This window comes from Marinobacter sp. es.048 (assembly GCF_900188435.1).
Classification (GTDB): domain Bacteria; phylum Pseudomonadota; class Gammaproteobacteria; order Pseudomonadales; family Oleiphilaceae; genus Marinobacter.
In genome coordinates this window covers 722084-746248 of the sequence record NZ_FYFA01000002.1, presented here as the reverse complement: position 1 = coordinate 746248, position 24165 = coordinate 722084, and the positions used below count along the sequence as shown (strand labels likewise).

Sequence of the window (24165 nt, the reverse complement as noted above, 5' to 3'; positions counted from 1 at the left end):
ACTTTACTCTTCGACAATCGCAGAGCGATCTTCGCCGCCGAGCGCTTCCAGGAGCCCTGGAATCAGCCGGGACAGCTCAAGGGTCATCAGCGTGAAAGCCGCATCAAACTTGGCAGCGTGGTCGTCCACGTCGACATCGTCCAGTTGATCCTGGAGTGTTTCGCCAAATTTCAGGCGACGGATGCCCAGCTCTTCATCCAGCACGAAGGAGACGTTGTCGTCCCAGGTCAGGGACAGCTTGGTCACCTGCATGCCCGCATCCAGATGGTTGCGGATTTCATCGGCTTTCAGATCCAGGCCTTTGCAACGCACCACGCCGCCATCTTCAGACGGATCCTTGAGTTCGCATTCAGTGCCCAGAACCACCTTGCCGGGCAGGTCGATGGATTCGTTCAGCCAACCGGTAAAGGTGAAAGCCGGTGCCTGTTCCACCGCGGGTGGACGAACCGGCAGTGACCCAAGGCTCTTGCGCAAAGTCGAGGCCAGATCTTCCGCCTGCTTGGCGGAGCCCGCGTCGACCACCAGAACACCGTCCTGGGGGGCGAGGTAGGCAAAGGAGCGGCGGTTCTTGGAGAAGGCCTGGGGCAGCATCTCCAGCATTACCTGTTCCTTGATTTCGTCCTTTTCTTTGCGTCGGACCTTCCGGCCCTGCTCGAACTCTATGGCTTCGGCCTTCTCCTCAACCGCTTCTTTCACCACCGGGCCGGGAAGAATCTTTTCCTCCTTGCGCAGGGCAATCAGGTGATAGCCGTTGGCACTGTGAACCAGCTGTTCGCCATGCTTGCCCAGGGGCGGAACCCAGCCCTGGCGGCTGGTTTCCTGAGGTCCGCAGGGCTTGAAGGCGTCGGCCTGGAGCTTTTCTTCCAGCTCTTCGGCAGAGATATCAAAGGGTTTGGTAAATCGGAATACGCGGGCGTTGCGAAACCACATCAGGGCTGGTCCTTGTCTTTCATATTTGCATGATCTCTACGAGTACGGTTTTAACGATAAAGCCCACAACGCCGGCGCCCAGCACCGTAAACAGTGCGATGGTGCCGAACTTGCCGGCCTGGGATTTCTTGGCCAGATCCCAGACGATGAAACCCATCCAGACAATAAGGCCGGTCAGAAACACCAGCATGGCGATCTGGGAAAACATTGCTTCGTTCATTGCTGACTCCGATTTCAACGTGGATTACTGTTCATCCCGCAGGAAAACCCAGTTGTTCTTATCGGATTGGTCTTCGCTGAAGTAATAGCCTTCGAGGTTGAATCCCTTGAGATCGTCGGCTTGGGTGATGCGGTTCTGAATGGCAAACCGACACATCAGCCCCCGGGCTTTCTTGGCATAAAAGCTGATCATCTTGTACTGACCATTCTTCCAGTCCTTGAATTGGGGGGTAATCAGCCGGCCTTCAAGGTCTTTCTTCTTTACACTTTTGAAATACTCGTTGGAGGCGAGGTTGACCAGCACGCCGTCGTCATCCGCAAGCAGCCGGTTGATCTTCTCTGTGATCTTGTTGCCCCAGAAGGCATACAGATCCTTGCCACGGTTATTCTCGAACCGGGTACCCATTTCCAGCCGGTAGGGTTGCATCAGGTCCAGCGGTTTCAGGACGCCATACAGACCGGAAAGCATGCGCAGATGCTGCTGGGCAAAGTCGAAGTCCTGTTCGCTGAAGCTCTGGGCGTCCAGGCCCGTGTACACGTCACCCTTGAAAGCCAGTACAGCCTGCCGGGCATTCTCGGGGGTAAAAGGTGTGTGCCAGTTCTGGAAGCGCTCGGCGTTCAGCTGTCCAAGCTTGTCGCTGATGCTCATCAGATTGCTGATCTGATGCGGCTCCAGATCTTTAAGCTGGTCTACCAGTTCACAGGCGTCCTCGAGGAACTCTGGCTGGGTATAGGTACTGGTCGCCAGCGGGCTCTCGTAGTCCAGCGTTTTGGCAGGCGAAATAACCATCAACATGTCAGGCAATCCTCATTGCAGGAATGTAAGTAAGTCATCCCTGGTAAAAGGCCAGTCCAGTTCTGCACCGGTATCGTTGCGTCTCAGCACCGGTATACGGGTGCCGTAGCGTTCCACCAGCTCTTCGGACTGGGCAATGTCTACCACGTCTACCGGGATTGGTTCCGGCATGGGCGTGTTTACAAGCAGGGCTTCGGCCAGTTCGCACAGGTGGCACTGGGATGTTGTGTAGAAAAGCAGTTCCATTATTTCGGCTGTGCGTCCAGTTTCTGGCCGTTGATGCCCTGGCTGTCCTTGCCCATGAGATACAGGTAAATCGGCATCAGGTCTTCCGGTGCCGGATTTTGCTGCGGGTTCTCCGCCGGGTAGGCGTGGGCTCTCATATTGGTACGGGTCGCGCCGGGGTTCAGACTGTTCACCCGGACATTGTGACGTTCGTCGTCCAGTTCTTCGGACAGCAACTGGCTCAGGCCCTCGACGGCAAACTTGGAGACGGCGTAGGCGCCCCAATAGGCTTTCGCCTTGCGGCCGACACCAGAGGACGTGAAGATCACCGAGGCGTCGTCGGATTTGCGAAGCAGGGGGATCATTGCCCGGCTCAGCAGGAACGGTGCCGTTGCGTTTACGTGCATGACCTTGTTCCAGGTTTCCGGGTCGTACAGCTCCACGGGGCTGCGATCGCCCAGAATCGCTGCGTTGTGCAGCAAACCGTCAAGCTGACCAAAATTGTCTTCAAGGGTCATGGCCAGTTCTTCGTAGTCTTTAACCGCGGCGCCCTCGAAGTTCATGGGTACAATGGCAGGCTTGGGGTGACCGGCGGCCTCGATTTCATCGTAAACCGTTTCCAGTTTGCTGACAGTACGGCCCACCAGTACCACGGTCGCACCGTGAGCAGCGTAGGCTTTCGCTGCAGCCCGGCCAATGCCGCTGCCGGCACCCGTCACCATAACGATGCGGTCTTTCAGAAGATCGGCGGGTGCTTGGTAATCATGCATAACCTGTCTCCGTGTCAGGCTGTTACCGGCTGAACACCGGATCCTAAAATTCGCGAACTATTGTAACAGCTTTGCCAAGTCCGTGACGGTGTCTGCGATGAGGTCCGCTTGCCACAGGTTAATGGCTTCCGGCTCCTCAATGTAACCGTAGCGGACAGCGATGGTTTTCATGCCCGCATTGCGACCGGCTTCGATGTCCCGTTCGTGGTCGCCAACGTATATGCCGGCGCCCGGATCGGTGCCCATCTGCTGGCAGGCCAGCAAGAGGGCCTCCGGGTGAGGTTTGCGCTGGGCCACGTGATCGGGGCAAACCAGTGCAGCACATCGGTCTGCCAGATCGAGGGCCTCGATCAGAGGAACCGCGAATCTGGCGGGCTTGTTGGTCACAATGCCCCAGGGGATACCCTGCTCTTCAAGTTCTTTGAGAAGCTCGTCCATGCCCTCAAACAGGCTGGTCTCCACCGCCACGCCGGCCTCGTAGAGGTCGAGGAACGCGGTGTGTTTTTCCAGGTATTCTGGATGTTCCGGTTCCAGGCCGAAGCCCACCCGGATCATGGCGCGTGCGCCGTTTGAGACTGAGCGTCGAATATGCTCGGCGGGGAGGGCAGGCAGTCCGTGCTGTTCCCTCAACTGATTCAGGCAGCGGATAAAATCCGGAGCCGTGTCGATCAGCGTTCCATCCAGGTCAAACAGGACCGCAGAGGTTTGTTGAGTGTTTTTAGACTTCACGGATATCCTTGGCGTGCATCAGGTAATTCACGTCCACGTCCCGGCCCAGTTTGTAGACTTTGGTAATCGGGTTGTAGGTCATGCCGGTCAGTTCCCGGACGTCCAGATCCGCGTGGCGCAGGTGGTCAGACATCTCCGAAGGCCGGATAAATTTTTTCCATTCGTGAGTGCCCTTGGGAAGCAACCGAAGCACGTATTCGGCGCCAACAATCGCAAAAAGGAACGACTTCGGGTTGCGGTTGATGGTTGAGACAAACAGATGGCCGCCTGGTTTCAGCATGGCCGCACAGGCCTTGATCACCGATGCCGGATCCGGCACATGCTCAAGCATTTCCAGGCAGGTAACCACGTCGTACTGGCCGGCATGTTCGCTGTCCTGCGCCAGCTCTTCGATGGTGATCTGGCGATAATCCACGTTCACGCCGCTCTCCATGCCATGCAGCCGCGCGACGGCCAGTGGAGCCTCGCCCATGTCGATACCGGTGACATGGGCGCCGCGCTGGGCCATGCCCTCTGACAGAAGGCCGCCACCGCAGCCTACATCCAGGGCCCGTTTGCCGGCCAGGGAAACCCGCTCGTCAATGTAGTTCAGGCGCAGCGGGTTGATATCGTGCAGCGGCTTGAATTCGCTCGAGGGGTCCCACCAGCGGCTGGCCAGGGCTTCGAATTTGGCGATCTCGTTCCGATCTACGTTCTGGTTTGTCATGGTTGGTTCTGCCTGGTGAATCAATAGGAAATCGGTTAGTCAGCCTTGCTTCGGATTCGCCCGGCCCAGTCCTCAACCCGAAGCATCAGATCGGCAACGTCGATGCGGGTAAGCCGGCCATCCTGTACTTGTGGTACGCCGTTAATCCAGCTATGGCTTACCGATCGGCCATGGTTGCTGTAGACGAGGTGCGAGGCGGGGTCGTAGACCGGCTGTAAAAACGGGTCGCTCAGATCAATGGCAATGATGTCCGCCAACTTGCCCTCCACCAGGGAGCCCAGCTCGTGATCCCGTCTCAGAGCCCTGGCACCGTTGATTGTCGCCATTTCCAGGGCCTTGTGTGCCGATAACGCGGAGGCATCTCCGGCCACCACCTTGGCCACCATGGCGGCGGTGCGAAGCTCTCCGAACAGGTCCAGATCATTGTTGCTGGCGGCGCCGTCGGTTCCGATGCCGACATTCACTCCGTTGTTCAGGAGTTCCTGCGCCGGACAAAGTCCGCTCGCCAGCTTAAGGTTCGATTCCGGACAATGGATGACATGGGCGCCCGATTGTTTAAGCAGACTGATATCGCTGCCGTCGATCTGGGTCATATGTACGCACTGGGTTTCGGGACGAAGCGCACCGAGGTCCGCCAGTCTGGCCGTGGGCCGTTGACCTAGCTTTTCGGTGGCTTCGGCCACTTCAAAGGCGGTTTCGTGCAGATGTATCTGAATCGCGGCTCCGGTTTCTTCCGAGAGCCGGACGGCCTCGGTCATCGGGCCGTCTGACACGGTATAGGGCGCATGCGGACCAATGGCGGGCATGATGTAGCCGTCGTTTTTCCAGCTGTCGATAAAATCGGCGCCCTTGCTCAGGTACTCGTCAGGACCGGCGCCCCAGGGCGTTGGGAAGTCCAGCAGCGGGAAGCAGATCTGGGCTCGGATACCGGCATCGTGGGCGACCTGCGCCGCGATTTCGGGAAAGAAATACATGTCCGAAAACGTGGTGGTTCCGGTACGCAGCATTTCAGCCATGGCCAGTTGGGTGCCATCGGCAATGAACTGCTCGCTGATAAAGCGACCTTCGGCCGGCCAGATGTGATCATTCAGCCAGGTCATTAGTGGAAGATCATCCGCCATGCCGCGGAACAGGCTCATGGCGGCGTGGCCGTGCATATTGATCAGGCCGGGCATGACGACATGGTGCGGAAGATCGACGGTCTCGCGAGTTCTGTACGTCCGGTCCGCGTGCTCCTGGGGCACCACCGCAGCAAGGCGTTTACCCTGGATAATCACTGCGTGATTCTCAAGCACCGTGCCTGCCGGCTCAATTGGAATCAGCCAGCGTGCGTTGATGCGAATATCGGCTGCGGTGATGGTGTCTGCCGTCATTAATCCTGCCTTACAGCGCATGGCGCGGGGCTTCCGCACCTTTAAAATGTAGCCCCGAAGTATAACCGTTATACTGGCAGTTTTCAGCGCTGAAAAACCGGAGCAGTTTTCTATGGCAACAATCCCGAAACCCTCTTCCGAACGCGGCATTGGCACCGTAGCAATACGCTGGCATGTCAGCAGTCTTGAGCTGCTGGACCAACGCCTGCTGCCAGGGGAGGAGCACTGGATAACGCTGGAAGGAGCGGCCGGAGTAGCTCAGAGCATCCGGGATATGGTGGTTCGGGGTGCCCCTGCAATCGGTATCAGTGCAGCGTACGGGGTGGCCCTGGCCGCGAGGCACGCCGGTGGTGGTGACTGGAAGGCGGAAATCAAACAGGCCATCCGTGAGCTTGCGGGATCACGGCCCACGGCGGTGAACCTCTTCTGGGCGCTGCAGCGCATGGAGCGGGTGTTTCACGCCTGTCATTCGCTGGATGAGGCGGTAAAACGGCTGGCCCGTGAGGCCGAGGCGATCCACGAGGAAGACCTGGCTGCCAATTTTGCCATGGCGGACCACGCCCTGGAGTTTATCGGAGCCGAGACACCGTTTTCGGTGCTGACCCATTGCAACACCGGCGCACTGGCCACCGGCGGCTATGGGACAGCCCTGGGTGTTGTTCGCCGGCTCAATGAGAAAAAGCTACTGAAAGAAGTCTATGCCGATGAAACCCGTCCGTGGCTGCAGGGTAGCCGGTTGACGGCCTGGGAACTGTCCCGGGACGGCATTCCCGTTACACTGAATGCCGATGGTGCCGCTGCCGCAATCATGGCTCGTAAAGACGTACGCTGGGTGATTGTCGGCGCGGATCGCATAACCGCCAATGGCGATGTGGTTAACAAGATCGGCACCTACAGCCTGGCGGTTCTGGCTCGCCATCACAATGTGGGCTTTATGGTGGTAGCGCCTTCAAGTACCGTGGATATGGCCACGGAGTCCGGGGCAGATGTACCCATTGAGGAGCGCGACGGCGTCGAGATCCGGGAAATACGCGGTATCGGGCTGGCGCCGGAAGGCGTCAACGTGTTCAATCCGGTCTTTGACGTGACGCCTGCCAGCCTGATTGACGCCATCGTTACGGAAAAAGGTGTGGTGCATAACCCGAATATTACCGGTATGCGGGCGTTATTTGGTTGACGGAGGGGTACGCTCCGGCCGTTTTTTTCTGGCCGCAGTCTTATCAGACGACGTTTTCACTTCCGGATGCTCTTCTTCGTAGGTGGCCCGAAGCTCGGCCACCTGCTGTTCCTGCTCCTCGATAAAGTGCAGGGACATCTCGAAGCTCTGGCGGGTGAACTCCAGCACTTTCTTGAAACCCTCATCCGAGAGTGTGCGGGCGTCGTCATGCCGACGGAAAATGTTGATGAACTCCCGTTCCCTCTCAAATTGCAGGGGTAGCCTGGCCACGCCCCAGTCGTTCAGAATTTGCCAGACTTCGGGATTGTAGTTGCGCGTAGTGCGCATAATGAACGGAATGGGGTCGTTCCGGGCAATGAGGGCAGCGAGCCGCAGAATCAGCTCGAAAGAAAGAGTGGAGGTGCCGTTTTCAATGGCTTCCAGAACCGACTTGTCCCGGAGGTTCAGGGCTTCGCTCATTTCCGACAAGGTTAGCCCGGCCACTTCCCGGATGTCCTTCAGAGACTGGCCTGCCGTGAGCATCGCCCGCAACTGGTCCTGAGAATTGATCAGCGCCCGACCAACCCGGAGTGACGTATCGGTGGCTTTGACCCCAAATCGAAGCGCCGAGCCGGTCAGGCTGGCCAGGCGGTCAATGAGCCCTTCCGGTGTCCGCTCCGGCGTAGCCGGTTTTTCCAGCCCTTCAACTTCTTCCAGCGAGCGCATTGCATGGAGAGCGTCCAGAAGCATATCCTGCAGCAATCTCGCTTTCTGGCGGCTATCCTGCCCGCTGGCTTCCTTCTCAGTCATGGGCCCTTGATGCGTCCGCTTATCGGGTTGCCGCGGAGGCTGGAGCCTGCGCCGCGAACTGTTGCGGGTCCAGGATTGACGCCATGCGGTTATCCAGGTCCAGCATGTCAGCCATGATATGGCCCCCTTCACGGATCACAAAATCCAGTTCTTCGTCGGTGGAATCCAGATCAGCCGCTTGCTGGTCCTGCCAGTCTTCAAGGGCTTCCAGGGAATCAAACGGAGACTGCCCTTTCAATTCACGTCTGGCGTTCGCGATGGTCAGGCGCGTGCGTTCAATCTGTTCATGCTGGGCGCGACGCTCTTCCAGGTTCAGGCTGACACTGTCCGTGGCGCGTTGTTTGGTCAGGAAGTCGATCTCCCGTTGAAGCAGGCTGAATTCGGCATTGGTTGAAAACCGCTCGTCATGGCGCTTGCGAAGCTCATCAATGATTCCGCTGAAATCAAAGTAGCGACTATGCGGCACAGCTTCGATCTGGTCCCAGGGCAGGGCATGATCCAGGGCGTCCTCACCAATGCGGGTCTTGTCGATGCGGGACGGAATCTCGATGTCCGGAATCACTCCCTTGTGCTGGGTGGAGCCACCGGATACCCGGTAAAATTTTGACTGGGTAATCTTGAGTTGGCCATGATTCAGTGGACGGACCGCCTGAACGGTGCCCTTGCCGAAGGTCTGGGAGCCGACGACCAGCCCGCGGCCATAGTCCTGGATGGCTCCGGCGAAGATCTCGGATGCTGACGCACTCATGCGGTTAGTGAGCACCACCAGTGGGCCGTCATAGGCGACCGAGGGATCCTCATCGTTCAGTACCTGTACATCGTTGTTTGCGTTGCGAATCTGAACGGTAGGGCCTTTGTCGATAAACAGACCCACCAGATCATTGGCCTCGTGCAGGGCTCCGCCACCATTGTTTCTCAAATCCATCACAAGTCCATCGACGCCGTCGGCTTCTAGCTCCGTGATCAGGTTACGGACGTCCCGGGTGGTGCTCTTGTAGTTCGGGTCGCCTGCCTGCATAGCCTGGAAATCGGCATAGAACGTGGGGATGGTGATCACGCCAATGGTGTATTCCTTGTCGCCGCGCTCAAGGCGGATAGTGTCCTTGCTGGCGCTCTGTTCTTCCAGCTTTACCTCATCGCGTTTAATGGCGATGGCCTCGGTAATGGTCTCATCGGAGGAGTTGGCCGGAATCACTTCCAGGGTGACCGTTGAATTCCTCGGCCCGCGGATAAGATCGACAACTTCGTCCAGGCGCCAACCAATCACATTCACCGGTTTTTCGCCTTCCTGAGCTACAGAAACAATGCGATCTGCGGGTTCAAGTTGACCCTGCTTGGACGCGGGCCCGCCGGGCACCAGTCTTACCACCTTGGTGTATTCGTTGTCTGACTGAAGCACGGCTCCAATGCCTTCCAGGGAAAGGCTCATGTTTATGTTGAAGTTTTCAGAGGTGCGCGGTGAAAAGTAGGATGTATGGGGGTCCCACATGCCGGTAAACGCATTCATATAGGCCTGGAAAGCATCTTCGCTGCGGGCCTGGTACGCGCGTTTTAGCTGGCCTTCGTAGCGGCGGCGCAGGGTTTCAACAATGGCTTCATCATCGGCGCCGTTCAGGCGCTGTGCCAACACCGCGTTTTTGATGCGCTTCACCCAGAGATCATCCAGCGCATTGGCGTCAGTTTCCCAGCCTGCTTTCGAGCGGTCGACCAGAATGCTCTCGTTGGCCGAGAAATTCAGCGAATCTATGCCCTTATCGATGGTTTCCAGTGCAAACTGGAGGCGCTCAATAATCCGTTGTTGAACCAGATTGTAGATATCAAAGCCTGGCTGCAGCTGGCCGGTTTTCAGGGCCGAGCCCAACTGCGTGCGGATTTTGTCGAATTTCGCAATGTCGTCCTGAGAAAGGTAGATTCTCTGCCCGTCCAGATAATCCAGGTAGGCATCAAACACATCGCCGGAGAGTTCGTCGCTGATTCCGAGGTCCCGGAAGTGGGTGAACTGCAGCTGACGGGCAATCAGAATGTTGGCCCGCGCCTGATCAATCGTGGGGGCGACTGGCTCGTACACCGCCGGGGTTTCAACCTTGGCGTGCAGCCCCAGAGGCGTTGACAGCAGCAATGCCACAGTCATTGCCTTGCACACCCCGGACCGACCGGATCCTGCCGGAGAGCGACGAGCCATAATTTTTTCCGCGATGGTCATAAATGCGTACCTGACGGTGTGGGGAGCCCCTCGGTTAGAGAGGGAGTGACTACCCGTGACTTATTAGATTTATTGTAGGCAAGCACTACACCCGATGCCATAGGCAGGGCGTATCGGTTCGTGACAATCTGTCCATGAAGACGCCACGTTCGTAACCGAGAGATCACCGCCGCTCAGGGCTGTGGCGTATGAGGAAACTGCCGGGAGAGTCGGTAATCCCTCCCGGCAATTGGCGTGCAGAGGATGGATCAGACGAACGGAGTGTTCGTTTCCGACTTCTCCTGCAACAGTTTGGGCGGTGCAAAACGTTTACCGTAGGTCTTGGCAAGCTCGGATGCCCGCTCCGTGAAGGCCCTTACGCCATACTGATTAATAAACTGAATAGCGCCACCGGTCCAGGGCGCATAGCCAATCCCGAATATGCTGCCTATGTTGGCGTCTTCCACCGTACGCAACACACCTTCCTCCAGACAACGGACCGTTTCAATGGCCTGGATAAACAGGATCCGGTCTTTCAGTTCCTGCAGTTTGACCGTTCTTGCCTTGTCAGAATCCACGAACAGGTTTGCCAGCTCCGGCCACAGGTGTTTCTTGCCATTGGCCGGGTAGTCGTAGAAGCCGGCGCCTGCGGCCTTGCCCTTTCGGCCATGCTCGTTGACCATCGCATCAATGACCGCTTCCGCGGGGTGGGCATTCCAGGTGCCGCCCGAGGCTTCGGTATCTTTTTTGCTCTGGTCCCGGATGTGTTGCATCAGGGTCATGCTGACTTCGTCGGAAATGGCTAAAGGGCCCACGGGCATGCCTGCCAGCAAGCCGGCATTTTCAATGCTGGAGGGGTGAATGCCTTCGCCCAGCATGCAGATACCCTCATTAACGAAGGTGCCGAAGACCCGAGAGGTGAAGAAGCCCCGGCTGTCGTTCACCACCACCGGGATCTTGCCGATCTGCTGAACATAGTCAAACGAGCGTGCCAGGGTTTCATCGGAGGTTTGCTCACCCACGATGATTTCCACCAGCTGCATCTTGTCCACCGGTGAGAAGAAGTGCAGGCCTATGAAGTTCTCGGCGTTTGCTGAGGCACCGGCGAGTTGGGTGATGGGGATGGTGGAGGTGTTGGAGGCAAAAATGCCGTTGTTAACCAGCTTCGGTTCCGCCTCCTGCGTTACTTTGGCCTTCAGTTCGCTGTCTTCGAACACCGCCTCGATAATCAGGTCGCAGCCTTCCAGATCGCCCGCAGAGTCTGTGGCCTTGATGCGGCTCAGGATTTCTGCTTTCTGCTCTTCGGTCATCCGGCCACGGCTGACCTTCTTGGCAAGCAGTTTCTCGGAGTAGCTTTTGCCTTTTTCCGCGTTTTCAACGGAGACATCTTTCAGAACCACTTCCACACCACGAGTGGCGGTTGAGTAGGCAATGCCTGCGCCCATCATGCCGGCACCGAGGACACCGACTTTGCGGAAAGTTTCTTTTTCAACGCCATCGGGTCGGCTGCCACCAGCCTTGATCGCGTTCAGCTGGAACCAGAAGGTGCCGGTCATGTTCTTGGCGACCTGGCCAATTACCAGCTCGGCAAAATAACGGGTCTCGATCAGGCTGGCGTTGTCGAAATCCACCTGAGCACCCTCGACGGCGGCAGAGAGAATGCGCTCCGGCGCTGGATAACAGCCTTTGGTTTTTTGTTTCAGCATGGCGGGGGTGATGGCCAGTTTCTGGGCCATCGCAGGATGGTGTGGCGCGCCGCCCGGAAACTTGAAGCCTTTCTGGTCCCAAGGCTGCTGGCATTTGGGGTTTGCATCAATGAACGCCCGGGCCTTGGTGATCATGTCCTCGGCAGAATCTGCCAGTTCGTTGATAATGCCGGCCTTGAGGGCGGCTTTCGGGTTCACCTTTTTGCCTTCCATCAGGAACGGGAAGGCCGCCTCAAGGCCAATCATTCGAGGCAGTCGCTGGGTGCCGCCGCCACCGGGCAGCAGGCCCAGAGTCACTTCCGGCAGTCCCAGTTGAATGCTGTTGTCATCAATGGCGACGCGGAAATGACAGGCAAGGGCAATCTCGAGGCCGCCACCCAGGGCGGAGCCGTTGATGACGGCCACCACGGGTTTTCCGGTGGTTTCCAGAAAGCGCATGTGGGATTTCAGGCCGTTGACCATATCTTCAAAGGTTTGGGCATCATCCCGGGTAACCTTGTGCAGCTCTTTCAGGTCGCCGCCGGCAAAAAAGGTCTTTTTGGCGGAGGCAATGATGATGCCGCGAATATTATCCTGGTCCTCTTTCACTTTTGCGGCTGTTTCCGAAAGGGCGTCCCGAAAAGCGGCATTCATGGTGTTGGCAGACTGTCCCGGCATGTCGATGATGAGGGTCAGGATCTGGTCTGAACCCAGTTCGTAACGAATAGCACTCATAATTGGTTCTCCTGGAAAAGTGGACGGGTTCAGACGCGCTCAATGATGGTGGCAATGCCCATGCCGCCACCGACGCACAGTGTGGCCAGGCCGTAGCGCAGCTCGCGCCGCTCCAGTTCGTCCAGCAGAGTGCCTAGAATCATAGCGCCGGTGGCACCCAGCGGGTGGCCCATGGCAATAGCGCCGCCGTTCACGTTCACTTTTTCGTCGGGAACCGAGAGTTCCCGCTGGAAGCGCATAACCACAGAGGCGAAGGCCTCGTTCACTTCAAACAGATCGATCTGGTCGGCGGTCATACCCGCCTTTTCCAGTGCCTTGCGGGCTGCCGGGGCGGGGCCGGTGAGCATGATGGTGGGGTCTGTGCTGGTCACGGCCGTGGCGATGATGCGGGCACGTGGAGTCAGCCCCATAGCCTTTCCCTTGGCTTCACTGCCGATGAGCATGGCGGTGGCACCGTCGACGATACCCGAGGAGTTACCGGCATGATGAACGTGGTTAATCTTCTCCACGTAATGATATTTCTCCCGGGCGACACCGTCGAAGCCCATCTCGCCCATCATCTGGAAGGAGGGCTTCAGGCCGGAAAGACTCTCCAGGGAAGTGTTGCCACGCACATGCTCATCGCGATCAAGGATCACCACGCCATTCTGGTCAGTGATCGGAATGATGGACTTCGCAAAGTAGCCGTTCTGCCAGGCATTGGCCGCTTTCTGCTGGGACTTCACGGCAAAACCATCAACGTCTTCACGGCTGAAGCCCTCGAGGGTGGCAATCAGGTCTGCGCCGATGCCCTGGGGCATGAAACCGGTATGCAAGTTGGTCTCCGGGTCTGTGGCCCAGGCCCCGCCGTCGGAGCCCATGGGTACCCGGGACATGGCCTCCACACCACCGGCAACTACCATATCTTCCCAGCCAGAGCGTACTTTCATGGCGGCGAGGTTGACTGCTTCGAGCCCGGATGCGCAGAAACGATTGAGAGTAACACCGGCTACTTTTTCGTCCCAGTCGGCGGCCAGAGCCGCGGTCTTCGCGATATCCGCACCCTGATCGCCCACCGCTGTTACGCAGCCCATGACAATGTCATCCACCTGGGCGGTATCCAGGCTGTTCCTCTCCTGCAGCGCATGGAGCACCGTGGTCAACAGCGAGATGGGTTTGACGCTGTGAAGTGATCCGTCTTTTTTTCCGCGCCCCCTGGGGGTGCGGACTGCATCGAAGATATAAGCCTCGGTGGTCATTGCTTGTCCTCTGGTCATATTGTTTTCGGGTTTGATTTACCGATGACACAACCATAGCCGGTTGCGGTTGCGGGGGGTAATGACGCGGGCTGCCAATCGCATTGGCGAAATTGCTCATGAACCATGACAAGGAGGGGACTGGCTTCTATGGTGTTAGAAACCGCTGACGAATTCGGGAGGCGAAAGCCATGTCTCTGCGAGATGCAATCGACAATTTCTACGAGCGGCTGGTGGTGGATGCCATCGAGGCAACGCGGGAGGAGTCTGACACAGCGGACTATCTGACCGATGTTATGTGCGTGGCTCTCAACCGGCTGCCCACACGGTATTACCGGCACTCAATCGATATGATGTTTTATCTGGCGGACGAGGAGCTCAAGGGAATGAAACAGAAATCCCTGGCCGCCGTAAAGGAAGCCAGGGAATTCGTCAGGGAACATCAGCGAGAGTAGACCGCTGGGCGCCTCAGGCCACATTCAGATTGGCGACGGCCTTGTTCAGTCGCTCAGCCAGCTCCGTGTCCGCATTTTTGCCAGTGCCACCCAGGCACCAGGCTGCCAGCAGTTTTTCTACATCCTGCATTTGATCCGTGCTGTTGTCGGCGGAACCCATGCCATTGGCAAGGCGCTGAACCTGGATTTCCATGCGGCGCTGCTGATCGGCTTCAGGCGAGGGCACACCGCAAAGGATTTCTGCGCGAATCACCAGTTCGACCGGATCGCTGGCGTCTGACGTTTCGGCCAGCGCAGCCCAGTGCTGAGGCGCTGATTCACTGCCGGATTCGCCCGCTGTGGCCGCCATCACCAGAGACTGCCAGGAAGCCATTTTTGCCTGCAGTCTCAGGGTTGAGAGAATCTTGCTCAGCCGCTGCTTTTCTTGCTGGACCTTTTCTCTGACACCTTTTGAGAGCGCAGCGGCATCAATTTCCTTGAGCGTCGCCAGGGCCGCAGTGACTGCCTGTTCATCACTTTCAGGGGATATTCCCGAAACCTGATTCAGGCCTGCTTGCGCGGTCTCGTCCGCGGCCCGTGATGCCTGCTGCTGTTCCGAGCGCTCGGCATCACGGCGGGCAAAGATCTGGTCACAGGCCTTTCGGAACGCTTGCCATAGTTTGCGGTCTTCGCGATGGCGGGTGATTCCGATGGCTTGCCAGTCTCCCTGGAGGGCCTTGGCCTGGTTCATGGCCTCCTGGAGCGGCTCGTGTTCGATCAGGGTCTGGGCCTTGTCCACGATTGCCTGTTTCAGGCCTTCGTTTTTGCGCCGTTCCTCGTCCAGAGGTGCTTCCAGCCTCTTGAGCAGTTCATCGAAGCGCTTTTGAACGGCCCGATTGTCGCGGAATTCCACTGGCCAGGCCTCTTTCCACTCCTGGCGGGCGGTCTGGTGGATTCGTTCTGCGACTTTCCAATCAATTGAAGACCAGTCGGCATTGTCCAGGAAGCTTTCGAGCTGCTCGCAAATGGCGGACCGTTTTTCCAGGTTGGCTTGTTTGAGGCCGGACTTGGCAGAGAAGTAGGCCTTGCAGGGCTCGTAAGCCTTATCTGAGGCAGCTTTGAACCGGGACCACAGCGAGCGATCTGAAGATCCGCCAAGATCGCGCCACTCACTCTGCAACTCCTTGATTCGTCCGGCCTTTGCTTCAGGGTCCATTGGCTGCTCTGCCAGGTATTCCATTTGCTCGCACAGGGCAATCTGCTTGGGTTCTGTGGCGAAGCCCTGCCAGTCCGAGAGTTCACGCAATTGCCCTGTAAGCAGCTGCATACGCGCCTGGTAGGGTTTTGCGTGGCGCGTGTCCAGATCCCGGAAGTGCTGTTGTGCGGTTTTGAAGAGCTGTTTGGATTCTTTCAGCTGCTTGGCCTCCAGAGCTTCCTCCAGTTGCCTGATTTCGGCTTCGAGGCGAGTCGTTAGAGCTTTCTGCTGCTCCTGGTTAACCCGGGGCTCTGCCGGTTTCTTGCGTTTGCCGGCCAGCTTCCGCAATGGCTCGAGTATTGCCGGGATGGGATAGCCTTCCGGCCAGTTGATCTCGGCAACCAGTGTTTTTGCCTGGGTACGCTGCTCGTCCGTGGCATCGTCTGTACCATCGAGCAGAGCGCCAAGTTCGACGATGTTTTCCCGTTCCTGGGTAATCCGACGGACAGAACTCAGGTAATTGCGCAGTGCGAGCATGGCGGTTTCGTAGGCTTTCTGCTCCTGCTTTTCCACTGCCGTGTCCCGGGTTGCTTCCAGCCAGCGATTTTCCTGGGTTTTCTGGAGTGCATCCAGAGACGCCAGCGAGGGCAGTGTCTCAGGCGGTTGAGACTTGAGCTCGTCCAGTGTGCGGGTCAGCAGATCCAGGGTTTCCTGACGTTGTAGCTTCTGCTCGCGCTGGCGCTTTTCATCTTCCGCCGCTGATTGCAGGGCCACAATGCGCTCTTTGCACAGGTGTACTGCTTCGAGAAATGCCTGCGCCTGTTCCGGGGTGGCGTGTGTTTCCACCTCTGCCCATTGCTTTAGCAGGGCATCGAGCCGGGCCTCATAAAGCTTGGTATCGTCACTTTTCGCCTGGTCCTGCGCGTGGCGGGTAAGGGTAGCGATGGTCTGGCTGATGCTGTCCAGTCGGGCCTGTTCTTCACGCCGCTGCTGGAGTGCCAGTTTTACGATCTGGTACACACCCTTATCCCGACCTTTAGCTTGTTTCTGAACTTCCTGGAGGCTGGCTTCGTCGGTCAGTCTGCTCGCGGCTGCCTGCCGGATATCCGCTGTAACGCCTTCACTGGCGAGTTTGGTCAGGACACTCTGCGACGGCGCTCCCTCCAGTGTTTTAAGCTGTTCTTCTCTCTGGCCAGCACGGGTATCTTCCTGTTTGACAGGCTCTGGCTGAGGGGCTTTCCGTTGTTTTGGAGTTGCCTCGGTTGTCTTGCGGGATTTGAACAGTTTCTGGATGAACGCGGCCATAAGAGTATCCTTGGGTGTTGAAACCAGTTCACGGTGTCGGGCAAAGTTGGGCCGCCACCGGCCGTCGGCCTCCGGTTCGGAGTGCCGGGTAGTCTGACTGGCCAGCCTGAGGCTCTGGCCAGTTGGAAAAATTCGCGGCTAGTCTAGCGTTTTGTGTGCGTATGCGGAAAGGGTCTGTATGGCAAAACAGGAAAATCAGGATGATCAGGAATACAAGGCCCGTGTAACGGCGCTCAGATTGCTGGCCAGAAGGGAACACAGCCGGTTCGAGCTGAGTCTGAAACTCCGTCAGAGGAAGATGTCGGGCGACATTATTGATGCCGTTCTGGATGATTACGAGAAAGAGGGTTGGCTTGACGATGACCGGTTTGCTGACGTCTACGCCCGTCAGAGAATGGATCTTGGTTACGGACCACTGCGGATTCTGGGCGAACTGCAGCAGCGCGGGGTGCATAAGACTCCGGAATGCGTCGATGAGATGACCGAGGAAGACTGGTGTCAGTTGGCTATCGGTATCCGGGATAAACGGTTCGGTCTCGCGGATCTCAGTGAAGACTGGGATGAAAAAGTGCGCCAGGCGCGCTTTCTTAATCGTCGGGGGTATTCCGCCAGTCAAGTGGAAACGGCGCTCGAAGCTCGTGGCGACTAGTCTGCTTCGGTTCGGGTGTTTCAGAGGGTCGGCGGGATCATGCCGAGCTCTGCCGGCAGGCCCGCACGGAGTTTTTCGTCCGGCTGTAGTTCGTCTGCCAGGATCCCTGGTTTCTGGCTTTCCTCCATCTGTACGATCTGCTCTTCCGGTTTTTGCGCTGGTGTGGCCGGTTCGTTGAGCCGGGCCAGAACATCATAGTAGCGCCGGATATTCTGAACGTAGATCACCGGTTCATGGCCCCGTGCGTAGCCAAAACGGGTCTTGGTATACCACTCCTTTTGGGCCAGCAGTGGCAGGAATTCCTTCACATCCATCCACCGGTCGGGGTCTTTCCCAGCACCTTCGGTCAGGCGACGGGCGTCCTCAAGGTGCCCAAAACCCACGTTGTAAGAGGCGAGGGCAAACCAGGTGCGGTCTGGTTCGGGGATCCGTTCCGGGATTTTCTCATGCACGATCCGGAAATACTTGGCGCCGCCCTGGATGCTTTCCTCGGCATCCAGGCGGTTGTTGATGCCGATGTGGCTGGCGGTATTCCGAGTCAGCATCATCAGGCCACGGACTCCGGTGGGAGATACCGCATTGGGCCGCCAGTGGGACTCCTGGTAACCGATGGCCGCGAGCAACCGCCAGTCCATATTGAAGTCCCTGGCATAGTCGCGAAACAGGGTCTCGTACTTGGGTAAGCGGTTTTCCACATGGTGCATGAAGGTACGGGCGCCAACGTAATTAAGCCGGTCCAGGTGGCCATAGAATCGCTCGGCAATCTGAGCGAGGGTGCCGTCCGCCTCCAGAGTATCCAGGAACTGACGGGCCGCTTTTGCCAGGGAATCATCCTGAGCTGATGGGAAAAACCAGGCCAGTTTCCCGGGCTCTCCAACCGTCAACGCCTCCTTCACCATTGGGTAGAATACGTGGTTAAGGTCGAGTTCGTTGGACGATACCATCGCGTAGGGGAATTCGCCGCTTTCGACGCGTGACAGAACGCCAGCAGCGTCCAGCCCTGGATGCACCTGCCACTGAAGCTCAGCGTTTTCCTGGCGGGCTTCATTGAGGCGGTGCTCGTGGTTGCTGTCGGCCACCACGTGAAGAGGCTTTCCAGCGAGGTCTTTCAGTGATTCCGGGCGCTCCACGTCGCGGTTATAAACCAGTATCGACTGTGCGGTAATGCCGGTAGCTACAGTGTGGTACTGATCGGCCGTGTCCGGCTGCCTGGAAAGCCCTAGCATGCCCAGGTGGGCATAGTTTTTTTCCAGAACCGAGAGGATTTCGGTATTGTCATCGGCGACGCGGATGCGGAGTTTTACGCCTAGCTCATCGGCGAACAGCTTTGCCAGTTCGTAGTCATAGCCGGTGGGCCCGTCTTCGCTTTCCACATAGATAGAGGGTGCTGTCCGCGTGATCACATGCAGAACGCCCTCGTCCCGGATCTCCTGGAGAGTGCTGGGCTGTGAGCATCCGGTCAGTATCAATGCGGTGCCAAGGAAGAAAATTATCCTGGCGGATGCGCTTTTAAAAGCAGCAAGTGTTCTGAGCAAGTCCATGGACTCCGTCACGGCTGGATCATTTGGTTGTAGCGTCGCTCACGGCAACACAACCCTGTTTATCCCGAGCGTGGAATTCCGTTCCACAATACCAATGATCCTTTGTGTCGGATGTCTGGTCAATAAATCTGGTTAATTAATATGCAAAACAATGTCAATTGTACGGGCCGGGATTAACGCTTCAATCGCTGTATCCTGACCCCGCTTTCGAGTATGATGTCGGCCTTTCAAATTGCACCCAGACTTCCCCGTTTCGCGCGATACAGGTTGATATCATGCTTGAACTTCGCGGCGCTCCCGCGCTCTCGCCATTCCGCTCCCGCAAATTGCATTCCCGAATTCAGGAGATCGTGCCTGAAATCGAGCATGTTTATGCTGAGTTCATGCACTTTGTCGATCTGGAGGCTAATCTTTCGGACGCTGAGCAGGCTATCCTGGACCGACTACTGACCTATGGTCCGAGTGTGCCGGTGGAAGAGCCAGACGGGGTTCTTTTCCTGGTGGTACCGCGCCCCGGAACGCTCTCGCCCTGGTCCAGCAAGGCAACGGACATCGCCCGCAACTGCGGCCTAAGGCAGATACACCGGATTGAGCGAGGCACGGCCTACTATATTCGTTCGGGTCGCAAGCTTGGCCTGGAACAGCGCGAGAAGATCGCAGCGCTGCTGCATGACCGCATGACCCAGAAAGTATTTCATGAGATGGGCGGCGCAGAGCTGTTGTTCAGCCATGAAGAACCTCGGCTCCTGGAAAGGGTGCCAGTTCTCGCCGGTGGACGCGATGCCCTGGTTGAAGCCAACTCGCGCCTGGGGCTGGCGCTTGCTGAAGATGAAATTGACTACTTGGTGAAGTCCTTCACGGATCTTGAGCGGGATCCGACTGACGTGGAACTCATGATGTTCGCCCAGGCGAACTCCGAGCATTGTCGACACAAGATATTCAACGCGTCCTGGGATATTGACGGCGAGGGCCAGGAAAAATCCCTGTTCGCCATGATCCGCAATACCTTCGAGATGAACAGCGAGGGCGTGCTATCCGCTTATAAAGACAACGCCTCTGTTATTCGGGGCAGCCGTGGTGGTCGCTTCTTCCCGGATCCCGAGACGGGTGTCTACGGTTACAGCGAAGAAGATATTCACATCCTGATGAAGGTGGAGACACACAACCACCCGACGGCGATTGCCCCTGCAGCCGGCGCCGCCACGGGCTCCGGCGGCGAAATTCGCGACGAAGGTGCAACCGGCCGGGGCTCCAAGCCCAAGGCGGGTCTGACTGGTTTCACAGTGTCCAACCTGAATCTGCCGGATGATCCCCAGCCATGGGAAATCAATTACGGCAAACCTGAACGCATCGCTTCACCGCTCGACATAATGATTGAAGGGCCTATCGGCGGCGCGGCATTCAATAACGAATTCGGACGTCCCAACCTGGCGGGCTACTTCCGGACCTTTGAAGAAAAAGTGCCCGGAGCCGCCGGCGAAGAAGTCCGCGGTTACCACAAGCCGATCATGATTGCCGGTGGTCTTGGCAACATTCGTGAAGAGCATGTTGAGAAGGGCAATATCCCTGTGGGCGGGAAACTCATCGTGTTGGGTGGGCCCTCCATGCTGATCGGTCTGGGCGGCGGCGCGGCTTCGTCCATGGATTCGGGCTCCAGTAACGAAAATCTGGACTTTGCGTCAGTACAGCGGGACAACCCCGAGATGGAGCGTCGGTGCCAGGAGGTAATCGACCGCTGCTGGCAGATGGGCGACAAGAACCCTATCGCTTTCATCCATGATGTGGGCGCCGGTGGTCTGTCCAACGCTATGCCTGAGCTTGTCAAAGATGGCGGTCGCGGCGGCAAATTCGAGCTTCGCGACATTCCCAGTGACGAGCCGGGAATGTCACCGCTGGAAATCTGGTGTAACGAATCCCAGGAACGGTATGTGATGGCAGTGGCTCCGGAAAACCTGGAGCAATTTGATGCGCTGTGCCGCCGTGAGCGCTGCCCCTATGCAGTGATTGGTGAGGCGACAGAGGCCCACCACCTGGAACTGGGCGATTCCTACTTTGACGACAAGCCGGTTGACCTGCCGATGGAAGTGCTGTTCGGCAAGCCGCCGCGCATGCACCGGAGTGTCAGCCGAGCTTCCTTTACGAAGCCCATTTTCGACTCCACCAAAATCGATCTGGATGACGCCATTCGCCGTGTTCTGCGCCTGCCGTCCGTTGGCTCCAAAAGCTTTTTGATCACCATTGGTGACCGCACCATTACCGGCCTGGTTGCGCGGGATCAGATGGTTGGGCCCTGGCAAGTTCCGGTTGCTGATGTGGCTGTGACTTCCACCTCCTTCGATGTCCGCACTGGTGAAGCCATGGCGATGGGCGAGCGCACGCCGGTTGCGACAATTGATGCTCCTGCCTCCGGCCGCATGGCTGTGGGCGAAGTGATTACCAATATGGCCGCAGCGCCGATCGGCAAATTGTCTGATATCCGGTTGTCGGCTAACTGGATGGCCGCAGCTGGCCACCCGGGTGAAGATGAGAATCTCTATGAGACTGTTCGCGCCGTAGGCATGGAATTGTGTCCCGAGCTTGGAATCACGATCCCCGTGGGCAAGGATTCCATGTCCATGAAGACCATGTGGGAAGAAGACAGTGGCGAACAGAAAGGCGTAACTGCACCGCTTTCGTTGATTGTTAGTGGCTTTGCACCGGTTATTGATGTTGCCAGCACGCTGACTCCCCAACTGGTCAAAGATGCTGGCGAGACAGACCTGATCCTTTTGGATCTTGCTGCCGGCCAGAACCGCCTCGGGGGCTCCGCTCTGGCTCAGGTTTACCGTCAGGTCGGTGCAGTTGCACCCGATCTGGATGACCCGGAGGACATCAAGGCTTTCTTTGCGGTTATTCAGGGTCTGAACAGCGACGGTAAGCTCCTGGCCTATCACGATCGTTCAGATGGCGGCCTGTTCGTCACTCTGGCCGAAATGTGTTTCGCCGGCCGCTGTGGGGTTGATATCAAGCTGGATGGCCTCGCCGAAGATCGCAGTCAGTTTGCCCGGGAACTGTTTAATGAAGAGCTGGGTGCCGTCATCCAGGTGCGCAGGGAAGACACCGGTTTTGTCCTGCAGCAATTCTCTGCCGCGGGTCTTGGGGACTACATCAGTGTCATCGGTAGCCCGAATGATACTGACAACCTTCGCTTGACGTTCGAAGGTAGCACTGTGGTGGATGAATCTCGGGTGGAGCTTCAGCGCCTGTGGGCCGAAACCAGTTACCGTGTTCAGTCGCTTCGGGATAACGCCGATTGCGCCCGCGAAGAATTCGATAACCTGCTTGATGCAGAGGATCCCGGTCTCCACGCCGAACTTTCCTACGATATCAACGACGACGTGGCTGCCTCGTATATCAACAAGGGAGCCCGTCCCAAGGTTGCGGTTCTGCGGGAGCAGGGTGTCAATGGTCAGGTTGAGATGGCGGCCGCGTTCGATCGTGCCGGCTTCGATTCTGTAGACGTGCATATGAGCGATCTGCTCTCCGGCCGGGTTACGCTGGACGGCTTTAACAGCCTGGTTGCCTGTGGCGGTTTCTCCTACGGTGACGTTCTGGGCGCTGGAGAGGGCTGGGCCAAATCGATTCTGTTCAGCGATCGCGTCAGGGACCAGTTTGCGGCGTTCTTCAATCGCCAGGACACGCTGGCGCTGGGGGTGTGCAATGGCTGTCAGATGCTCTCCAACCTGCACGAACTGATTCCAGGCAGCGAAGGCTGGCCCCGTTTCGTGCGTAACCAGTCCGAGCAGTTCGAAGCGCGGCTGGTTATGGCTGAGGTGATGCCGTCACCGTCGGCTTTCATGGATGGCATGGTCGGATCTCGTATGCCGATTGCCGTCGCCCACGGCGAGGGCCGGGTTGAATTTGCCAGCGGCACGTCGGCAGAAGCGCTCTCCGAAAGCGAGCTGGTGGCGCTGCGCTACGTGGATAATCGGGGGCAGGCGACGGTACGCTATCCCTACAACCCGAATGGGTCCGAAGCCGGGATTACTGGTGTGACGACGCGCGATGGCAGGGTCACCATCATGATGCCGCATCCCGAGCGAGTGTTCCGGGCTGTTCAGCATTCCTGGCGCCCCTCAGAGTGGCAGGAAGACGGTTCCTGGATTCGCATGTTCCGAAATGCGAGACGCTGGTTCGGCTGATTTTCCGTTCCAGTAACAAGCCGGTTTTGGGTGCGCTCAACATGAGTGTTTATTCCAAAGCCGGCTTTTTTATTTTGCGCCCCTTTTTTGGGCGTTTTTTAAGGGAAAAAATTGGGGAAAATGGCAAAAATCCCCTTGACTCAGTATTTTTATGCACATTGCTGGTGCCTCCCTGTTTGTTCTGTGCACAAAGACTAGGAATTTGGTTCAACTTTTGCCCAAAAGTCATAACCAATTGAAAAATATAGAATAAATGAATCAGGTGATTTTGTCGCCAATTTAACGGAAGTGCAGTGATTACGGGGTTTAAGGGCGTGTTCCCAAAAACTTTCCCCAGAGTTATCCACAGATTCTGTGGGTAAGTATCTAAGCTATTAATCTGTACAAAAAATATCCGACCTGAAGGAGGTTTTTCGATGTACAAGATGTGTTATTTCGTTCCGGAGACTCACGTCGAGAAAACCAAACAGGCATTGTTCGATGCCGGCGCCGGTCGAATCGGTGATTACGATTCCTGTGCCTGGCAATGTCTTGGAAGAGGGCAGTTTCGTCCGCTTGAAGGAAGCGATCCGTTTCTCGGCAATGCAGGGGAGATTGAAGCAGTGGATGAGTACAAGGTTGAGCTGGTTTGCGCAGATGAGCTCATAAAGGATGCGCTCGCGGCGCTCAAGCAGGCTCACCCATACGAGGAGCCTGCTTACGAGGTCTATCGAATGGAGGAGCTGTAGTCGATTACTCTATTAGCGGTCTTTTGCCATGGGGTGGCGGATATCGCTCACGTGAACCCCGAAGGATTCACGCCTGTAGTCAGACAGAAAAAGCTCCAGGGTTCGCTTTACGGTTGGAAAAGAGATCTCGTCCCACGGTATCTCGTCCAACCCGAACAGCCTGGATTCGAGTGACTCTTCACCGGCACCGAATTGACCGTCTTTCAGGGTGGCCCGGTAGAACATGTGGACCTGGTTGATATGCGGTACGTCGATGATGGAATAGAGGCCTTCAATGTGCACCTCTGCCAGGGCCTCTTCCATCGTTTCCCGCTCAGCGGCCTCGATAGTGGTTTCCGCGTTTTCCATGAACCCGGCAGGCAGCGTCCAGTAACCATAGCGAGGTTCGATAGCCCGGCGACAGAGCAGTATCTGGCCCTCCCAGACGGGAACCGTGCCGGCGACAATCCGCGGGTTCTGGTAATGTATGGTATCGCAGCTGACACAGACATAGCGGTGACGGTTATCGCCTTCGGGGATGCGTTGTTCAACCGGCTGGCCGCATGTGCTGCAGTACTTCATGATTTTCCCCGTATACTGAA

General features: G+C 57.3%; 20 protein-coding genes. 5 read left to right on the top strand and 15 right to left on the bottom strand.

What is annotated here, in order from left to right; all coding sequences use genetic code 11:
• Positions 1-3: 3 nt before the first annotated feature.
• From rdgC to CFT65_RS14435, 8 genes are read right to left on the bottom strand one after another with little or no spacing between them, the layout of a single operon-like run.
• The gene (gene rdgC / locus CFT65_RS14470; protein WP_014576673.1) at positions 4-930 is read right to left on the bottom strand and encodes a recombination-associated protein RdgC; all 927 of its coding nucleotides are present in this window, start codon (positions 928-930) and stop codon (positions 4-6) included.
• A gap of 19 nt (positions 931-949) precedes the next feature.
• Positions 950-1150, bottom strand: a complete 201-nt coding sequence (locus tag CFT65_RS14465; RefSeq protein WP_064227465.1) for a DUF2788 domain-containing protein — start codon at positions 1148-1150, stop codon at positions 950-952.
• A 24-nt stretch (positions 1151-1174) separates the two neighbouring features.
• A complete protein-coding gene (gene yaaA / locus CFT65_RS14460; protein WP_088828792.1) occupies positions 1175-1945 on the bottom strand; it encodes a peroxide stress protein YaaA in 771 nt (256 codons plus the stop codon).
• Between the two features lie 12 nt (positions 1946-1957).
• On the bottom strand, positions 1958-2191 hold the full coding sequence (locus CFT65_RS14455; protein ID WP_088828791.1) for a glutaredoxin family protein: 234 nt from the start codon (positions 2189-2191) through the stop codon (positions 1958-1960).
• Complete coding sequence (locus tag CFT65_RS14450; RefSeq protein WP_088828790.1) at positions 2191-2940, bottom strand: YciK family oxidoreductase; 750 nt, start codon at positions 2938-2940, stop codon at positions 2191-2193. The genes CFT65_RS14455 and CFT65_RS14450 overlap by 1 nt, the downstream gene beginning before the upstream one ends.
• A 57-nt stretch (positions 2941-2997) precedes the next feature.
• Positions 2998-3669 (bottom strand): phosphoglycolate phosphatase, encoded by a 672-nt coding sequence (gph, locus tag CFT65_RS14445; RefSeq protein ID WP_088828789.1) that lies wholly within the window; start codon positions 3667-3669, stop codon positions 2998-3000.
• Positions 3659-4375 carry a bifunctional 2-polyprenyl-6-hydroxyphenol methylase/3-demethylubiquinol 3-O-methyltransferase UbiG gene (gene ubiG, locus CFT65_RS14440; RefSeq protein WP_088828788.1) on the bottom strand — a complete coding sequence of 239 codons (717 nt, stop codon included), beginning with the start codon at positions 4373-4375 and terminating at the stop codon, positions 3659-3661. Before ubiG ends, gph begins: the two co-directional genes overlap by 11 nt.
• 35 nt (positions 4376-4410) lie before the next feature.
• Complete coding sequence (locus CFT65_RS14435; RefSeq protein WP_088828787.1) at positions 4411-5748, bottom strand: TRZ/ATZ family hydrolase; 1338 nt, start codon at positions 5746-5748, stop codon at positions 4411-4413.
• A 112-nt stretch (positions 5749-5860) separates the two neighbouring features.
• Here CFT65_RS14435 and mtnA point away from each other — a divergent pair, with 112 nt between their 5' ends.
• Positions 5861-6925, top strand: coding sequence for an S-methyl-5-thioribose-1-phosphate isomerase (gene mtnA, locus CFT65_RS14430; protein WP_088828786.1), 1065 nt, complete (start codon positions 5861-5863; stop codon positions 6923-6925).
• On the opposite strand, the gene CFT65_RS14425 is transcribed toward mtnA, so the two are convergent.
• The 4 genes from CFT65_RS14425 to CFT65_RS14410 all read right to left on the bottom strand — a co-directional run bounded on the left by CFT65_RS14425 (position 6914) and on the right by CFT65_RS14410 (position 13554).
• Entirely contained in the window at positions 6914-7714 is an 801-nt protein-coding gene (locus CFT65_RS14425; RefSeq protein ID WP_088828785.1) for a helix-turn-helix domain-containing protein, read from the bottom strand. The genes mtnA and CFT65_RS14425 overlap by 12 nt on opposite strands.
• Before the next feature lie 19 nt (positions 7715-7733).
• A complete protein-coding gene (locus CFT65_RS14420) occupies positions 7734-9917 on the bottom strand; it encodes a carboxy terminal-processing peptidase (RefSeq protein WP_088828784.1) in 2184 nt (727 codons plus the stop codon).
• Positions 9918-10165: 248 nt separating this feature from the next.
• Positions 10166-12316, bottom strand: a complete 2151-nt coding sequence (locus CFT65_RS14415; RefSeq protein ID WP_088828783.1) for a 3-hydroxyacyl-CoA dehydrogenase NAD-binding domain-containing protein — start codon at positions 12314-12316, stop codon at positions 10166-10168.
• 29 nt (positions 12317-12345) lie between these two features.
• Complete coding sequence (locus CFT65_RS14410) at positions 12346-13554, bottom strand: acetyl-CoA C-acetyltransferase (RefSeq protein ID WP_014576681.1); 1209 nt, start codon at positions 13552-13554, stop codon at positions 12346-12348.
• Positions 13555-13742: 188 nt separating this feature from the next.
• On the opposite strand from CFT65_RS14410, the gene CFT65_RS14405 reads away from it, so the two are divergent.
• On the top strand, positions 13743-14006 hold the full coding sequence (locus tag CFT65_RS14405; RefSeq protein WP_014576682.1) for a late competence development ComFB family protein: 264 nt from the start codon (positions 13743-13745) through the stop codon (positions 14004-14006).
• 13 nt (positions 14007-14019) lie between these two features.
• On the opposite strand, the gene CFT65_RS14400 is transcribed toward CFT65_RS14405, so the two are convergent.
• Positions 14020-16485: a DUF349 domain-containing protein gene (locus CFT65_RS14400; protein WP_088828782.1), complete on the bottom strand. Its 2466-nt coding sequence runs from the start codon at positions 16483-16485 to the stop codon at positions 14020-14022.
• Positions 16486-16663: 178 nt separating this feature from the next.
• Between CFT65_RS14400 and CFT65_RS14395 the strand changes: the two genes are divergently transcribed.
• The gene (locus tag CFT65_RS14395) at positions 16664-17134 is read left to right on the top strand and encodes a regulatory protein RecX (RefSeq protein WP_088828781.1); all 471 of its coding nucleotides are present in this window, start codon (positions 16664-16666) and stop codon (positions 17132-17134) included.
• Positions 17135-17154: 20 nt separating this feature from the next.
• Here CFT65_RS14395 and mltF read toward each other — a convergent pair whose 3' ends face one another.
• Positions 17155-18675, bottom strand: coding sequence for a membrane-bound lytic murein transglycosylase MltF (gene mltF, locus CFT65_RS14390; protein ID WP_088828780.1), 1521 nt, complete (start codon positions 18673-18675; stop codon positions 17155-17157).
• A 275-nt stretch (positions 18676-18950) separates the two neighbouring features.
• Here mltF and purL point away from each other — a divergent pair, with 275 nt between their 5' ends.
• Together purL and CFT65_RS14380 are read left to right on the top strand one after the other, a co-directional pair.
• Positions 18951-22856 carry a phosphoribosylformylglycinamidine synthase gene (purL, locus tag CFT65_RS14385; protein WP_088828779.1) on the top strand — a complete coding sequence of 1302 codons (3906 nt, stop codon included), beginning with the start codon at positions 18951-18953 and terminating at the stop codon, positions 22854-22856.
• Positions 22857-23272: 416 nt separating this feature from the next.
• The gene (locus tag CFT65_RS14380; RefSeq protein ID WP_088828778.1) at positions 23273-23584 is read left to right on the top strand and encodes a YqfO family protein; all 312 of its coding nucleotides are present in this window, start codon (positions 23273-23275) and stop codon (positions 23582-23584) included.
• A 12-nt stretch (positions 23585-23596) separates the two neighbouring features.
• On the opposite strand, the gene CFT65_RS14375 is transcribed toward CFT65_RS14380, so the two are convergent.
• Entirely contained in the window at positions 23597-24145 is a 549-nt protein-coding gene (locus tag CFT65_RS14375) for an NUDIX hydrolase (RefSeq protein WP_088828777.1), read from the bottom strand.
• Positions 24146-24165 lie beyond the last annotated feature (20 nt).

Excerpts from the sequence above, each read along its gene's own strand:
- CFT65_RS14395 (WP_088828781.1), top strand. The coding sequence starts at position 16,664 with ATGGCAAAACAGGAAAATCAGGATGATCAGGAATACAAGGCCCGTGTA.
- rdgC (WP_014576673.1), bottom strand. The coding sequence starts at position 930 with ATGTGGTTTCGCAACGCCCGCGTATTCCGATTTACCAAACCCTTTGAT.
- CFT65_RS14465 (WP_064227465.1), bottom strand. The coding sequence starts at position 1,150 with ATGAACGAAGCAATGTTTTCCCAGATCGCCATGCTGGTGTTTCTGACC.
- CFT65_RS14425 (WP_088828785.1), bottom strand. The coding sequence starts at position 7,714 with ATGACTGAGAAGGAAGCCAGCGGGCAGGATAGCCGCCAGAAAGCGAGA.
- CFT65_RS14435 (WP_088828787.1), bottom strand. The coding sequence starts at position 5,748 with ATGACGGCAGACACCATCACCGCAGCCGATATTCGCATCAACGCACGC.
- CFT65_RS14455 (WP_088828791.1), bottom strand. The coding sequence starts at position 2,191 with ATGGAACTGCTTTTCTACACAACATCCCAGTGCCACCTGTGCGAACTG.
- CFT65_RS14400 (WP_088828782.1), bottom strand. The coding sequence starts at position 16,485 with ATGGCCGCGTTCATCCAGAAACTGTTCAAATCCCGCAAGACAACCGAG.
- purL (WP_088828779.1), top strand. The coding sequence starts at position 18,951 with ATGCTTGAACTTCGCGGCGCTCCCGCGCTCTCGCCATTCCGCTCCCGC.
- CFT65_RS14375 (WP_088828777.1), bottom strand. The coding sequence starts at position 24,145 with ATGAAGTACTGCAGCACATGCGGCCAGCCGGTTGAACAACGCATCCCC.
- mtnA (WP_088828786.1), top strand. The coding sequence starts at position 5,861 with ATGGCAACAATCCCGAAACCCTCTTCCGAACGCGGCATTGGCACCGTA.
- CFT65_RS14415 (WP_088828783.1), bottom strand. The coding sequence starts at position 12,316 with ATGAGTGCTATTCGTTACGAACTGGGTTCAGACCAGATCCTGACCCTC.
- yaaA (WP_088828792.1), bottom strand. The coding sequence starts at position 1,945 with ATGTTGATGGTTATTTCGCCTGCCAAAACGCTGGACTACGAGAGCCCG.
- CFT65_RS14420 (WP_088828784.1), bottom strand. The coding sequence starts at position 9,917 with ATGACCATCGCGGAAAAAATTATGGCTCGTCGCTCTCCGGCAGGATCC.
- ubiG (WP_088828788.1), bottom strand. The coding sequence starts at position 4,375 with ATGACAAACCAGAACGTAGATCGGAACGAGATCGCCAAATTCGAAGCC.
- CFT65_RS14380 (WP_088828778.1), top strand. The coding sequence starts at position 23,273 with ATGTACAAGATGTGTTATTTCGTTCCGGAGACTCACGTCGAGAAAACC.
- mltF (WP_088828780.1), bottom strand. The coding sequence starts at position 18,675 with ATGGACTTGCTCAGAACACTTGCTGCTTTTAAAAGCGCATCCGCCAGG.
- CFT65_RS14405 (WP_014576682.1), top strand. The coding sequence starts at position 13,743 with ATGTCTCTGCGAGATGCAATCGACAATTTCTACGAGCGGCTGGTGGTG.
- CFT65_RS14410 (WP_014576681.1), bottom strand. The coding sequence starts at position 13,554 with ATGACCACCGAGGCTTATATCTTCGATGCAGTCCGCACCCCCAGGGGG.
- CFT65_RS14450 (WP_088828790.1), bottom strand. The coding sequence starts at position 2,940 with ATGCATGATTACCAAGCACCCGCCGATCTTCTGAAAGACCGCATCGTT.